This window comes from Rhodocaloribacter sp., assembly GCF_056451265.1.
In genome coordinates this window covers 18750-32486 of record NZ_JBWOPL010000050.1, presented here as the reverse complement: position 1 = coordinate 32486, position 13737 = coordinate 18750, and the positions used below count along the sequence as shown (strand labels likewise).

The 13737-nt window shown below is 62.9% G+C and carries 14 protein-coding genes; all 14 read left to right on the top strand.

The features are described from left to right. The first annotated feature begins 33 nt into the window (after window positions 1-33). The 14 genes from AC1HIY_RS08655 to AC1HIY_RS08590 all read left to right on the top strand — a co-directional run bounded on the left by AC1HIY_RS08655 (window position 34) and on the right by AC1HIY_RS08590 (window position 13698). Complete coding sequence (locus AC1HIY_RS08655; RefSeq protein WP_479576327.1) at window positions 34-1368, top strand: FliI/YscN family ATPase; 1335 nt, start codon at window positions 34-36, stop codon at window positions 1366-1368. Window positions 1369-1547: 179 nt separating this feature from the next. Further along, window positions 1548-2006 carry a flagellar export protein FliJ gene (gene fliJ, locus AC1HIY_RS08650; RefSeq protein WP_479576326.1) on the top strand — a complete coding sequence of 153 codons (459 nt, stop codon included), beginning with the start codon at window positions 1548-1550 and terminating at the stop codon, window positions 2004-2006. After that, window positions 2003-2710, top strand: a complete 708-nt coding sequence (locus tag AC1HIY_RS08645; RefSeq protein ID WP_479576325.1) for a MotE family protein — start codon at window positions 2003-2005, stop codon at window positions 2708-2710. Before fliJ ends, AC1HIY_RS08645 begins: the two co-directional genes overlap by 4 nt. Window positions 2711-3723: 1013 nt before the next feature. Next, window positions 3724-4248: a hypothetical protein gene (locus tag AC1HIY_RS08640; protein ID WP_479576324.1), complete on the top strand. Its 525-nt coding sequence runs from the start codon at window positions 3724-3726 to the stop codon at window positions 4246-4248. Between the two features lie 30 nt (window positions 4249-4278). Beyond that, on the top strand, window positions 4279-4962 hold the full coding sequence (locus AC1HIY_RS08635; RefSeq protein WP_479576323.1) for a flagellar hook assembly protein FlgD: 684 nt from the start codon (window positions 4279-4281) through the stop codon (window positions 4960-4962). Between the two features lie 57 nt (window positions 4963-5019). Next, window positions 5020-6246 (top strand): flagellar hook protein FlgE, encoded by a 1227-nt coding sequence (locus tag AC1HIY_RS08630; RefSeq protein WP_479576322.1) that lies wholly within the window; start codon window positions 5020-5022, stop codon window positions 6244-6246. Window positions 6247-6596: 350 nt separating this feature from the next. Then, window positions 6597-7088, top strand: coding sequence for a chemotaxis protein CheW (locus AC1HIY_RS08625; RefSeq protein ID WP_479576321.1), 492 nt, complete (start codon window positions 6597-6599; stop codon window positions 7086-7088). A 20-nt stretch (window positions 7089-7108) separates the two neighbouring features. Beyond that, entirely contained in the window at window positions 7109-7705 is a 597-nt protein-coding gene (locus AC1HIY_RS08620; protein ID WP_479576320.1) for a RedB protein, read from the top strand. Further along, window positions 7702-9582: a methyl-accepting chemotaxis protein gene (locus AC1HIY_RS08615; protein ID WP_479576319.1), complete on the top strand. Its 1881-nt coding sequence runs from the start codon at window positions 7702-7704 to the stop codon at window positions 9580-9582. Before AC1HIY_RS08620 ends, AC1HIY_RS08615 begins: the two co-directional genes overlap by 4 nt. After that, complete coding sequence (locus AC1HIY_RS08610) at window positions 9579-10874, top strand: HEAT repeat domain-containing protein (protein ID WP_479576318.1); 1296 nt, start codon at window positions 9579-9581, stop codon at window positions 10872-10874. The genes AC1HIY_RS08615 and AC1HIY_RS08610 overlap by 4 nt, the downstream gene beginning before the upstream one ends. 21 nt (window positions 10875-10895) lie before the next feature. Next, the gene (locus AC1HIY_RS08605) at window positions 10896-11780 is read left to right on the top strand and encodes a CheR family methyltransferase (RefSeq protein WP_479576317.1); all 885 of its coding nucleotides are present in this window, start codon (window positions 10896-10898) and stop codon (window positions 11778-11780) included. A gap of 6 nt (window positions 11781-11786) precedes the next feature. After that, window positions 11787-12149, top strand: coding sequence for a response regulator (locus AC1HIY_RS08600; RefSeq protein WP_479576316.1), 363 nt, complete (start codon window positions 11787-11789; stop codon window positions 12147-12149). A 10-nt stretch (window positions 12150-12159) separates the two neighbouring features. Beyond that, window positions 12160-12528, top strand: a complete 369-nt coding sequence (locus AC1HIY_RS08595) for a response regulator (protein ID WP_479576315.1) — start codon at window positions 12160-12162, stop codon at window positions 12526-12528. A 12-nt stretch (window positions 12529-12540) separates the two neighbouring features. Further along, window positions 12541-13698, top strand: a complete 1158-nt coding sequence (locus tag AC1HIY_RS08590) for a protein phosphatase CheZ (protein WP_479576314.1) — start codon at window positions 12541-12543, stop codon at window positions 13696-13698. Window positions 13699-13737: the final 39 nt, after the last annotated feature.

Genomic DNA, 13737 nt, shown 5'->3' with positions numbered 1-13737 from the left:
CGTTCCCTTTCCATTGTCTCGAACCCGCAACCCATGAGCCATCTCGCCCACTGTCTCGAAGACGTCCTCGCCAACCCCGTGCACATGCTCCATTTCGGGAAAGTGCAATCCGTGGTCGGGCTTCTGGTGGAGGCCAGCGACGTGCACGCCGCCGTCGGCGAGTTGTGCTTCATCTATGAGAGGGACATCCGCGACGGGCGGAGGGTGCCGGCGGAAGTCGTGGGGGTGCGGGGCCGAACGTCGGTGCTCATGCCGCTCGAACAGACTGCGGGGTTGCGCGCGGGATGCCTGGTGCAACGTTCGGACCTGCCCCTCTCCGTGGCGGTGGGCGAGGCGCTCCTGGGCCGTGTCATCGACGGACACGGCCATCCGCTCGACGGCAAGGGCCCGCTCCTCCTCGAAGACGAGCAACCCGTCCACGCCGAGCCGCCCTCTCCGCTCGAACGGCAGATGATCCGGGAGCCGCTCCGCACCGGGGTGCGCGCCATCGACGCCTTCCTCACCATCGGCAAAGGGCAGCGCATCGGCATCTTCGCCGGCTCCGGCGTCGGCAAAAGCACGCTCCTCGGCATGATCGCCCGCCGCGCCGAAGCCGACGTGAACGTGATCGCGCTCATCGGCGAACGCGGGCGTGAAGTGCAGGAGTTCATCGTGGACAACCTCGGCGAAGAAGGGTTGAAGCGCTCCGTCGTGGTGGCCGTCACCGGCGATCAGGCCGCCATGAGCCGCGTCAAAGGAGCGCATGCGGCCCTCGCCATCGCCGAGTATTTCCGGGACCGAGGTCTCGACGTTTTGCTCATGATGGATTCCGTCACGCGCGTGGCGATGGCCCAGCGGGAGATCGGGCTGGCCGTAGGCGAGCCGCCGACGACGCGCGGGTACACCCCCAGCGTCTTCGCCATGCTCCCGCGCCTGCTCGAACGCGCCGGCCCCGGCGCCAAAGGCACCATCACCGGCATCTTCACCGTGCTCGTCGACGGCGACGACATGAACGAGCCCATCGGCGACGCCGCCCGGGGCATCCTCGACGGCCATATCGTGCTCTCCCGAAAGCTTGCCCATGCCAACCATTTCCCCGCCATCGACGTGCTTCAGAGCGTCAGCCGCGTGATGCCGCGCGTCACCCCGCCCGAAGCGCGGGAGGCTGCCCACCGCGCCCGGCGCCTGTTGGCCGCCTACCGGGAGGCCGAGGACCTCATCCGCATCGGCGCCTATGAGCCCGGCACGAGCCCCGAAGTAGACGCCGCCATCGCGGCGCACGCCCCCCTCAACCACTTCCTCCGTCAGAGCACCACCGAGCCCGCCGACCCCGATGCCTCCCAAACCCTCCGTTCGGTCCTACAGACGATCGGGCCCGGCGAAGCATAGACGAACCCGCAATGCGCCGCACCCTCACGCGCGCCCGACATCGGGCAAGCAAACCGGCCCGGTCGTCGGCGCCCTGAAACAAACGCCGGAGCTTTCTCCCCGATGCCCCGGATTGGCCGGTCTTTTGCATGGAGTACGGACCCGCAGGGTTCTCCCCGATAGTTGCGAAAAATGGCGTCATGGCAGGAAAGAAGTTCCAGTTCTCACTCGCGAGCGTGCTCCGGCTGCGAAGCCACGAGTCCAACCGCGCCCGCCGAAGGCTCACACACGCCATCGAGACGCGCAAGGCCCAGGAGGCCAAACTCGCCGAGGTGGAAACCCGTCTCGCCGAAGCCAATCTCACCGCCCCGCTCACCGGGACCGCCGGCCCCCTCGCTTTTCGACGATTCGCCGCCTACCGCACGCACCTCCAGCGCGTCCGCGACCGCGAACGTCGCGCCCTCACCCAGAAGCGCATGGACGAGGAAAACGCCCGGACCGCTCTGATCGAACGGCGACGCGCCGAAGAGACGCTTCAGACGCTCCACGACGAGGAACGCGCCCGTCACCAGCGGGAGATCAACGAATCCGAGATCGCTTTCCTCGACGAGCAGGCCCTGACCAGTCACTTTAGAAAGCTACGTTCTACCGACTCATGAAGAAGATCCTTACCATCGTAGCCATTGCGCTGCCCGCATTCTTTCTCGGTTTCATCGGAATCTATTTTGCGATGCCGATGCTGGCTCCCGAGCGCGTCGAGGAGACCCGGCACATGCTCGACAGCCTCCAGGCGCAGTCTTCCATGGCCGGCATCGAGGACAGCGCGCTCGTCGCCATGCAGTACCATGCCTTCGGGATCATCACCGATTCGCTCGATGCCTCGCTCAAGCGTCTCGATTCAAGTATGCGCGAGAGCATCCTCCAGCAGGAAAAAACCATCGCGTTCCTTCGAGATTCATTGAAGATGGCGTATGAACGCCTGACGTCCACCGAACAAGAGACCTCTGAACTCCGCCGTGTGATCGACGAGTTGAACGAGCGGCTCAAAGTCATCGAAGCCCAGCGGGTGGAAGCCAAAGATCTGAGCGCCACCCTGCCCAAACTAGAGACCGGGGAACTCAGTCCCATCCTTCAACAACTCGACATGAACGTGCTCGAGATCCTTTATTCGGAGGCTTCCGGGAGGAATCGAACGAAGATCCTCCAGGCGCTTTCTTCGGATCGGGCCGCGCGGTTCGTCAAACAGCTCGTGAGCGGCAAAAGTGGAGAAAATCCGCCGCTCCCTTCATCCGCGGGGGAGGAGCCTCCCTCTTCCACCGAGCCCGTCTCCTCGCCGCCCCTGACCACCGCCAACGGAGTTTGATGATGCAGTCGGCTTCCCTTTTCCCAGTCCCCGTGGCCCGTTCCGAGCCGGACGAACCGGCCGCCTCGCCGACGGACGCAGCCGAACGCACCGACGGACCCGGCTTCGACGAGGTCCTCGCCGCCGAGATCGACGCGCACGCCCCCGAGGACGCGCCCGCAGAGACGACAACGGAAACGGAGTCGACCGAGACGCAGCGCACACCGCTCTCGGCCGAGCCGACCGTCGTCCTCGGCGCGCCCGTCTCCGCCGAGGTCCCCGTTGCCGCGCCTGCGGAGATCCCGTCCGACGACGCCCGGCCCGCCGGGAGCGGCGCACCCTCGACTATCGCCCCCGGAACGCTCCCCGCAGACATCGCCCCAGGAACGCTCCCCGCAGACATCGCCCCAGGAACGTTGCCCCCGGAGACCACGCCATCCCTCCCCGCAAAGGCCGCCTCTTTCGAAGAAGCGCTCCCCGGAACGAATGGCGATCCGGAACCCGAAGTAAAGCCTGCGCACGCCCACACCTCGGTGCGAACGTCCCGCCCAACCGACAGCCCGGACGCCCTCTCCGCCTCGGCGAACAAAACATCCGGGAATAGGGAGGGGCTCTCCTTCGTCACGCCCCCTGCGTCTGAAGAAACACCGGCGCATGTCCCCGATGGTTCGGATGAGTCTTCCGGAAAAACGCCGAAAGACTCCGGGGAAAAAGGGCCTCGGCCGACCGAGCAGAAATCCCCCTTGAAATCGCATCCGGGGGGTGAGATTCTTTCCACCGTATCCGCCGAAGCGGATGGCGAGGGTTCCTCGACTTTCTCCTCGGATGCGGGTGAGGGTGAGCGCCGACAGACCGGGCGACACGCCGGGGTCCCACGCCAGGCTTCCGCCCCCGCCCGTCCGGACGGCGACGTGTCGGACCCGGTTGAGAAGGCCGACGCCCGAACGACACCCGTGCAAAAAGAGACCTCGGGGTCGCTGCCGTCCATGGACGAACCCTCCCCCGAGCCCTCGTCCATGGACGGGAACGCTCCCATGCCCGACCCCACGTCTGAAGCGGACGCCGTCCTCGGCCTTGTCAAAAACAATCTTCGGGACGGCGTGAAGGCCCTTCACGGAGTTGCCCGCCCGCTCCCGCGCGGCCCTGTCTCTGCCGCCTGGCTCCGCGCCGCGCTCCATCAGGGCGGCGGCGCACTCTCGGCGGGCGACGGGTGGAACATGCTAGAGATGAAACTCGACGACGGCGACGGCACCATGATCATCAAGGCGAGGCGGGACGCGGAGCGCGTCGCCGTCACCGTCGGTTTCAGCGATCCGCACCTGCGTGCGCTGACGGCTGAGCATGCGGACCGTCTTCAGGAAGCCCTTCGCCGTCAGTATGACGCTTCCGTGGACCTCTCGTTTACCGGCGACGGCTCCGGCGCTTCGCCCGGACGCGAGCACGCGAACGCTCCCCGGCGTCCCTCCGCCCTGCCGACCTCGGAGCGGAACGCGGAGGCCTCCGAAGCCGCTCGACCTCATGCGCAGCGATACACCGACCGCAACGTGTGGGTCGGCTAACCTTTGTCCCACGACTCCCGGAACCCTCCCATGGAAATCCAGTCCCCCTTTTCTCCCGGCGAACCCGAGGCAGCCGCCTCGTCCACCTCTCTCGACGCCGGGTCTCAGGTGCTCGGAGAAGACGAGTTCCTCCAGCTCCTCGTGACCCAGCTCAGCAATCAGGATCCGCTGAACCCGCTCGACGGGCAGGAGTTTGCCGCCCAGCTCGCCCAGTTCTCGACGGTCGAACAACTCGTCAACATCAAGGAGACGCTGGAGGGGAACAACGCCTCCATCGACCTTCTCTCCCAGAGCACGAACGCCGGCATCGCCGCCGGCCTCATTGGCCAGACGATTGAGGCCGAAGGCAATGCCGTGGACTGGTCCGGGGAAGGCGACGTGCCGCTCGCGTTCGACCTCGGCGCCGCCGCCACGAGCGTGACCGTCACCATCCGCGACGATGCCGGAAACGTCGTCCGGACGCTGGACGTGGGTGCGATGGGCGACGGGGAACAGACCGTGGACTGGGACGGCAAGAACAGCGACGGCGCCGCCGTCGAGCAGGGCGTCTATACGTTCGAAGTCGCCGCCACCGACGCCGACGGAAACACCGTCGAAGCGACGACCATGACGCGCGGCGCCGTGGACCGGGTCACGTTCGGCCTCGACGGCATCCTCCTCTGGCTCGGAGACGTTCCGGTGCCGCTCGAAATGGTCACCAGCGTCGCCTCCTGACCCGCCCCCTCCCACGCTTCAACCTTTTTCACACGCAATCAAACCGGAAGTATCCTCATGATTCGCTCTCTACGCACCGCCGTCACCGGCCTCAAGAGCCACCAGATCCGCATGGATGTGGTCGGAAACAACATCGCCAACGTCAACTCGATCGGCTTCAAACGGGGGCGCACCGCCTTCAGCGAAGTGCTCGGGCAGAAGCTCTTCAGCGCCAGCCGCGCCTCCGGCGGCCAGAGCATCAACTCCTCGTTCATCGGCTTTGGCGTCGGCGTCGCGGCCATCGACCAGAACTGGAACCAGGGCGCGCTCGAGAACACGAACATCGCCACCGACATGGCCCTCAACGGCGACGGCTTTTTTGTGGTCAACAACGGCTCGCGGACGATGCTCACACGCGCCGGAAACTTCGCTTTCGACGACCAGGGACGGCTCGTCACCAGCGCCGGCGTCAACGTGCAGGGCTACGCCGTCGACAGCGACGGAAACGTGGACACCAGCGCCTTCCGGGACGTGACCATCGACTTCGCGGTGCAGGCCCCTCCCCGCGTGACCGAGAACGTGACCGTGGCCGGCAACCTCCCTTCGGACACCGCAGAAGGCGAAACGGTCGACATCTCTACCGTCATTTACGACGAGCAGGGGCGCGCCCACAGCGTCATCGTTTCCTTCACGAAGACCGCCAACGCCAACGAGTGGGACTACGAGGCCAGATACAATGGAGACCTCTCGCCCGCACCGTTTGCTACCGAAACGGGCACCATCACCTTCGACGTCGACGGAACGCTCTCCTCTCCCGACCCCATCGAACCGACCTTCGACACGAATTACGTGACCAGCGGAAGCACCTTCGCCATCGCGCTAGACGGAGTCACCCAGTACAGCGGTTCGACGACCATCGGCGTGCAGGATCAGGACGGGTTCGGCCGCGGCCAGGTCATCGGCTATTACATCGATTCCGACGGCATGGTGGCGCTCAACTTTTCGAACGGCGAGCAGCAAGCGCTCTATCAACTTGCCATCGCCTCGGTAAACAATCCGAACGGCCTCGAAAACCTCGGAGAAAACTTCTACGGCCTCACCAGCGAATCCGGCGATCCGATCTACGGACGCGCCGGTCAGGAGATCCAGACCGCCGTCGTGGAGGGCTTTCTCGAAATGAGCAACGTGGACCTGGCCACGGAATTCACGGACATGATCGTCGCACAACGGGGCTATCAGGCTTCGGCGCGGGTCATCACCACATCGGACGAACTTCTTCAGGAAACGGTCAACCTGAAGCGGTAATCCGCTCCGCTTTTTCCGAAACCCTGCGCTCGCATCGGGCGCAGGGTTTTTTTTGTTGAAGGGAAACGAGAGAACGCTCTTTTTTTGCCGAACGCCAAACAGGAAAACTGCCGGTTAAGAGTATCGCGAAATTGTCGATATGGTTAGCGAGGGCGGCTGCAACCCATGCGGCCTCGGTGCCCCGGAGCCCCCTTTCCGCACCGCATTTCCGCATGGGCTTCTCTATCCCGAAGTCCAGGCTTCGGGTTCAGCCAATCCGTCCGGCGCGCGCGCCATGACCCGACGGAGAGCCACCGCCTCCCGCACGCGCTACCGAATGTCCATTTTCTCACATCAGTTTCGTGAGTCCCATGAGTGAATACGCAACACACAGCGAAGATCTGCTGCAACTCGTCAGCTTCATCATTGAGAATGAGGAGTTCGGCATCGACATCCTGAACGTTCAGGAAATCATCCGGCCCGTGGCCATCACGCGCGTGCCCAACGCGCCGTCCTACGTAGAGGGCGTCATCAACCTGCGCGGTCGCATCGTGCCGGTGGTCGATCTCCGGAAACGGTTCGGCCTGCCCCCGCGCCCGACCGATCACCAGACCCGCATCGTGGTGGTCGAGCTCGAAGGCAAGGTCATGGGCTTCATGATGGACGCCGTCAAGGAAGTGATCCGGGTCAGCCGATCGGTGATTGAGCCTCCCCCGGACCTGACCGTCGGCATCGACACGCACTACATCAGCGGCGTGGCCAAGCTCGAAGACCGGCTCCTGATTCTGCTCGAGCTCGAGGAAGTGCTCTCGACCGAGGAGAAAGAAGCCGTGCTCCGCGCCCAGCAAGCGGTTGCCGCCTGATGATCCGTCGATTCCGTCCTTTGCTGCTTCCCGCAGTCATCGGCGTGCTCTGGATGGCGGTGGTGGGAGTCGGAGTGGTGTATCTGACCGCCTATGCCAATCAACCGGGCGCGGTGGGCGAGCCCCCCTCCGACTGGCCCTACACGAGCGCCGTCATGCCCGGCTACGGAACGCCGACGCTCGTGCTTTTCGCACACCCTCGCTGCCCCTGCACGCGCGCCACCATCGCTGAGCTGGCCATCCTCATTGCCCAACTCGAGCGCCCCGTACGCACCCATGTTTTCTTTTATAAACCTTCGAATAAACCTGATTCCTGGGTGAAAACAGACCTCTGGACCAACGCGTCCGCCATTCCCGGCGTAACGCCGCACGTGGACCCCGAGGGACTCGAAGCCCGGCGTTTCGGAGCAATGACCTCCGGCCACACGCTGCTCTTCGACGAAGACCACCGCCTGCGCTTCTCCGGAGGCATCACTGGAGCACGAGGCCATCAGGGCGACAACGCGGGACGATCGGCGCTCTATGAATGGATCACTCGGGGGAAGACGGATCGCAAAACTACGTTTGTCTTCGGATGCGCCCTCTATTCGAGCTCCACCCTTTCCGAATCCTCATGAAACTCTTCTCCAAACATACCACAGAGCCGACCCTGCTCGACGAGCGCTCAGAGCAATTGTATCATGCCATGCTCAAGAACGCCTACGCGCGCACCGACCGGCTCTTCGGCGTCCTGATGATCATCCAGTGGATTGCCGGGATCGTGCTGGCGCTGGTGGTTTCTCCCAGAACGTGGAGCGGGGCCGAAAGTCAGGCGCACGTCCACGTCTACGCCGCCATCTTCCTCGGAGGCGCCCTCTCGCTGCTGCCGGCCGCCCTGGCCTTTCGCAAGCCCGGCGAGGTCTATACCCGGCATGCGATTGCCATCGGGCAGATGCTCACCTCGGGGTTGCTCATCCACCTCACGGGCGGACGCATCGAGACCCACTTTCACATCTTCGGCTCTCTGGGCATTCTCGCCTTCTATCACGACTGGCGTGTCCTCCTGACCGCCACCCTCGTCACGGCCCTCGATCACGTGTTTCGCGCCTACTTCTGGCCTCAGTCCCTCTTCGGCGTGCTCACCGCCAGTCCCTGGCGCGTCCTCGAACATGCCTGGTGGGTCGTCTTTGCCGTCGCTTTCCTCATCAAGGCTTCCCTCGACGCCAACCGGGAAAAACGCGCCTTCGCCCGTCAACAAAGAGACATGGAGGAGAGCTCCAAAAGAACCGAAGCGCTCATGGCCGAATCCGAAAAAAACCGGCGGGCGCTTCAAGAGAAAAGCCGGGAGTTGGAAAAAGCCTTCTCCATTCTTCAAGGACAGCAGACGACCCTCTCCTCCGGGGTCGAGACCATGCTCGAGCAGATTAACCGCGTTGCCTCAGGCAATATGTGCGTCGATCTACCCGACGATGCGGAGGGCGACATCGGACGGTTGTTCGTCGGCTTCAACGAAGCGATATCGAACGTCCGAGAGATGCTGCTCCAGGTCCACACCGTCGCCAACGTCACGGCCGATTCGGCCCGGCAGATCCGGACCGCAGCCGAGGCCCTCGCCGCAGGCTCGAGCGAGCTTTCGAGCGAATCCCAGGAAGTGGCGGCCTCTATCGAAGAAATGACTCAAACGATCATCGAGACGGCCCACAATGCCTCTCGGACGGCGGAGCTGACCACCGTCAACGGACGGACGGCCGAAGAGGGCCGCACCGTCGTCGAGCAAACCGTCAACAAGATTCGCAGTATCGCCGAGGTGGTGTACTCCTCCGCCGAGACCATCGAGCAGCTCGGGGCGTCCAGCCAGCAGATCGGCGAGATCATCTCCGTCATCGAGGACATCGCCGACCAGACCAACCTCCTGGCCCTCAATGCCGCCATCGAGGCGGCCCGAGCCGGAGAACAGGGCCGCGGCTTCGCCGTCGTCGCCGACGAGGTGCGGAAGCTGGCCGAGCGAACGACCACCGCCACCCGTCAGATCGCCGACATGATCGGCTCGATACAGTCCGACACCACCGCCGCCGTCACCTCCATGAAGCGGGGCACGCAGGAGGTGGAAGAAGGCATCGCGCTGGCCGACCGGGCCGACGAGGCCCTCGAACGGATCGTCCAGGGCGTCACCGAGGTGATCGACGTGGTTCAGCACATTGCATCCTCGAGCGAGGAACAGTCGCAGGCGAGCGAGTTGATCTCACGCAGTGTAGAGGCCATCTCCACCGTCTCGACCGAGTCCGCCGCCGGTGTGGGACAGATCGCGCAGGGAGCGGACGAGCTCAGCCGTCAAATCCATGATTTACGGGAGATGCTCTCCCTGTTCACCGTCAACACACCCGGCTCCGTTTCGGCTCCGTCGAAGGCAAGGCCTCAGCGCCTCCTCGCACCGGACCGGGCGCCGACCGGTGCTCACACGCCGGGCGCCTCATGCCCCGTTTCCGTTATCCACCCTTCGTCTGAAGAATTATGAGCACACCAACCCCTCCTCCGGAACTAAGACACCCGGATCCGCTGGCGCGCGCCTCGGCCCTCGAAGCGCTCCGTCTGAGCGCCGACGTACAGATGACGGCGACCGCCGCCGCTCAGCTGCTGGCCGACTGCGACCCCGGCGTTCGGGAAACCGCCGCCCGGCTCCTCGTCGAGATCCGAACCGAGGAAGCCGCCCGCCTGACCGCCCCCCACATTGCGAGCGACAACATCACGATTCGCAACCTCGCCGGCGAGGTGCTCACCGGAATGGGCGAAGCCGCCGTCCCGGTGGTGGCCGATTTCATCGACCACGATCATTACGACGTGCGAAAATTCGCCATCGACGTGCTGGCGCTGCTCCCCTCGCATGCCGTGGCCGACCGGATCGCCCGGCGCCTGGAAGATCCGGACGCCAACGTCCGGATCGCCGCCGTGGATGCCCTGTGCGCCCTCGGCGCGTCCGAATACGCCGAGGCGTTGCGCACGCTCTACGAACGTGAACCCTTGATGCGTCCCAGCGTGGTCGCCGCCTTCGGCGCTTTCGGTCCGGGCCCCCACCTCGACTTCCTCGAAGAGGCGCTTTCGGATGAAGACCCCGTCGTGCAGTTCACCGCCGCCGAGGCGCTCGCGGCCTGGAACGTGCCCGAGGTCTTCCCCGCGCTGCTGCGCAAAGTCGACGAGATCGACCCCATGGCCCGGCCCGTCTTACTCAAGTCGATGGTTTCCCTCTGGGAAAGACACCCGGAGCTGGCGGATCAACTGCCGGATCGTCTGAAGACCTATCTCATGGAGATGCTCGACGATCCCGACCCCGAGTATGCGTGCGCGGCCGCGCGCGGCCTTCAGCCCTTCCTCGATGAAGAGAGCATCGACGCATTGCTCTCCCACACCGGCATCGACGACGCCCTCGACCTCGAGATCTTCAAAGCCCTGACCCTCTTCCCCTCTTCTTTCATGGGCATCCTGCGCGCCATCGAAGGGAACCGGCTTCGGGTCATCCCCGGGGTCCAGATCGTGCTCGGCTTGCTCTCCCGGCAAGCGCTCGCCCACGACCAGTGGCCGCAAGCCGGCCGATTCCTCCAGCGCCACTTCCACACACTCGACTTAGAGACGAAACTGGCGGCCCTCGGAATCTGCCAGCACCTGCTCGATCCGGCATTGACTCCGGTGCTTCAAGCCGGCGCAATGGATGACGACCCCTCCGTGTCCTCCTTCGCCCGCGACGTCATCCGGCATACCACGCACTCCGGCATCGCCCCTGAAGGCGACGCCCCCAATGGCGCTATTTCGTGACCTGGAACGAGGGATGAACCTATGAGCTTATTAGCCCAGATAAATCTGCCTCCCCGCCAATCGGGCATTCATGGCAGAAATGAATTGACGGCGCCGCTTTTCGACCAGTATCGCCGATTCATTTACGAGCAAACCGGAATCTATTTCCAGGACAACAAAAAATATCTCCTCGAAAGCCGGATAAGCCGAAGGCTATTGGCAACCAGCAAAGGAGACTACCAGAGTTATCTCCAGTTTTTAAAAAATGGAGGCATGCGCACCGAGTTACCCGAACTCGTGAACGCCGTCACCATCAACGAGACCTTTTTCTTCCGCACCCCCCCGCAGTTCGACATCATCGAACAGCACATCATTCCGGAGTTGGTAAGCCGGAGAGAAAAAACCTCCCGCCGCATTAAGATCTGGAGCGCTGCCTGTTCGACGGGGGATGAGCCGTACACGCTCGCGCTCATCACGAAAGACCGGCTGCAACCACGGTTTCCGCACATTACGTTTGAGATTGTCGGCACGGACATCAACACGGACGTGCTCGAAAACGCTCGCAAAGGCTCCTACGGACCGCGATCGGTCCGAAACGTGCCGCCCAGGATGCTCAGCCGGTACTTTTCCGTCGAACAGGATCGCTATATCGTCAAGCCGGAAATCCGGCAGATGGTCAAGTTCATGCACGGAAACCTGGCGGACCGATCCTCCATGCTCAAGATGCGCAATTTCGACCTCATCATTTGCGCCAACGTGCTTATCTATTTCGACAACAAGTCGAAACAACAGGTGGTCTCATCTCTCTACAACAGCCTCAATCAAGATGGGTACTTACTTGTTGGATTCTCCGAAACGCTCTACGGGGTCACACAGGCATTCAAGCCCGTTCGTTTCGAAAAAACCATTGCATATAAAAAGGGGTGAATCGCCATGTCCAAGACGGTAATGGTCGTCGATGACTCTAGCGCCATACGAAAGTTTGTCATGTTCGCTCTGCGCGCCCGCGGTTTGACCGTGGTGACGGCTCAAGACGGCATGGACGCGCTCGAAAAGATGGCTCGCTCGCAAGTTGATCTCGTCATCACGGACCTGAACATGCCCAAACTCGACGGTTTCGGGCTTCTCCGCGCGCTTCGCGACGACCAAGATTACGCCGAGCTTCCGATCATCATTCTGTCCTCGCTCTCCAGCAGCGAAGAACAACAGCAAGGGCTTCAACTCGGGGCCAACGCCTACCTCGTCAAGCCGTTTGACCAACGGCGCATCCAGTACGAAGTGTCAAAATACATCTAGGAGGTAAACCATGAAGTTCCTCGTCGTGGATGATTCGCTCACCATGAGGCGCATCGTTTGCAACGCGCTCAAAGAAATCGGATTCAGCGACTACATCGAAGCCGCTGATGGCGCCCAGGCTATTGAAAAAATGGACGGCGAGCCTGTCGATTTCGTGATTACAGACTGGAATATGCCGAATATGAACGGTCTCGAACTGTCCAAATCGATTCGCAGCCATCCGAAATGGGGGCATCTGCCCATTCTGATGGTCACCACGCGCGGCATGAAGGAAGACGTGATGGCGGCTATGCAGGCTCGCGTCAACAACTACATCGTCAAACCCTTTACCCCAGAAGTGTTGCGGGAAAAGATCGACCTGATCCTCAAAACCGTCTAAGTCCCTTGCGCCATGGCATCGCTCCCATTGAATGACATCCTCAATCGCCTCGACGAACTCCGAGCCGTCTTCGTGCTCGGACAACGCGCCATGCCTTTCATCGAAGAGGTGCTGGCTTTCCTGCGGGAAATCGTGCCGATCCTCGATGAGGTGGACTCTTCGATCCGTGTGAGCACCTCCAGGATGATGCCCACGGCCACGTCGCGCATCGCCAGCGTCAACCAGGCCACCGAACTGGCGACCACGGAGATCATGGACCTCGTCGATGAAACCAACGAAAAGGTCAAAACGACGAAGGATATGATCGATAGGTCGGGCAAGCATCTGCAGGCGCTCGACGACGTCGACCGACGTCTCCTGTCTCTCCTGCGCGTGAAGCTTACCGATCCGGAAGTGCTTGCAGAGGTCGAGATCCTGATCCAGGAAAAAGACGCCCGCCGCGCCGAAATCGCGACGACGCTGAACAAGAAAGCCGCGATCCTCGAAGAGATCCGGACGAACATGAACGCGATCATGATGTCTCTCCAGGTGCAGGACATCACCTCGCAGCAACTCGCTTCCGTAAGCCACCTCATCGAGTCCGTACGGGAGCGCCTGTCGAAGTTTGAAGGACAGCTCGGTTCCGGCACTCTCGAAAACTTTCTCGACACGTCTCCGCCCGACAACGTCACCTTCGACGGGAACGCAAGCTATGACCGCACCGGCAAGAAGCAAGAGACGGCCGATGCCGTCATTGCCTCCTTCGCAGATGTCCCTCCACCCGATGCGTCCGAAGGAGAGACATCTCCGAGCCAGGATGAGGTCGATGCCCTCTTCGGAAACGCTCAGCCCCCCCCTGCCGCGCCGGCTTCGCAAGACGAGGTCGATGCCCTCTTCGGAAACGGCCGCCCTCCCTCTGCCGCGCCGGCTTCGCAAGACGAGGTCGATGCCCTCTTCGGAAACGCTCAGCCTCCCTCTGCCGCGCCGGCTTCGCAAGACGAGGTCGATGCCCTCTTCGGAAACGCTCAGCCTCCCTCTGCCGCGCCGGCTTCGCAAGACGAGATCGATGCCCTCCTGACCGGTGACGGCGCTCCCTCCTCCACCGACCAGGAAGAGATCGACGCCATGTTCAAACAGAGCAGCGAGCCGGCCTCACAAGACGACATCGACAAACTTTTCAATGGGCAATAACCCGGGAGTCCCGCCCCTCCAACCATTCTGCAAACCAAC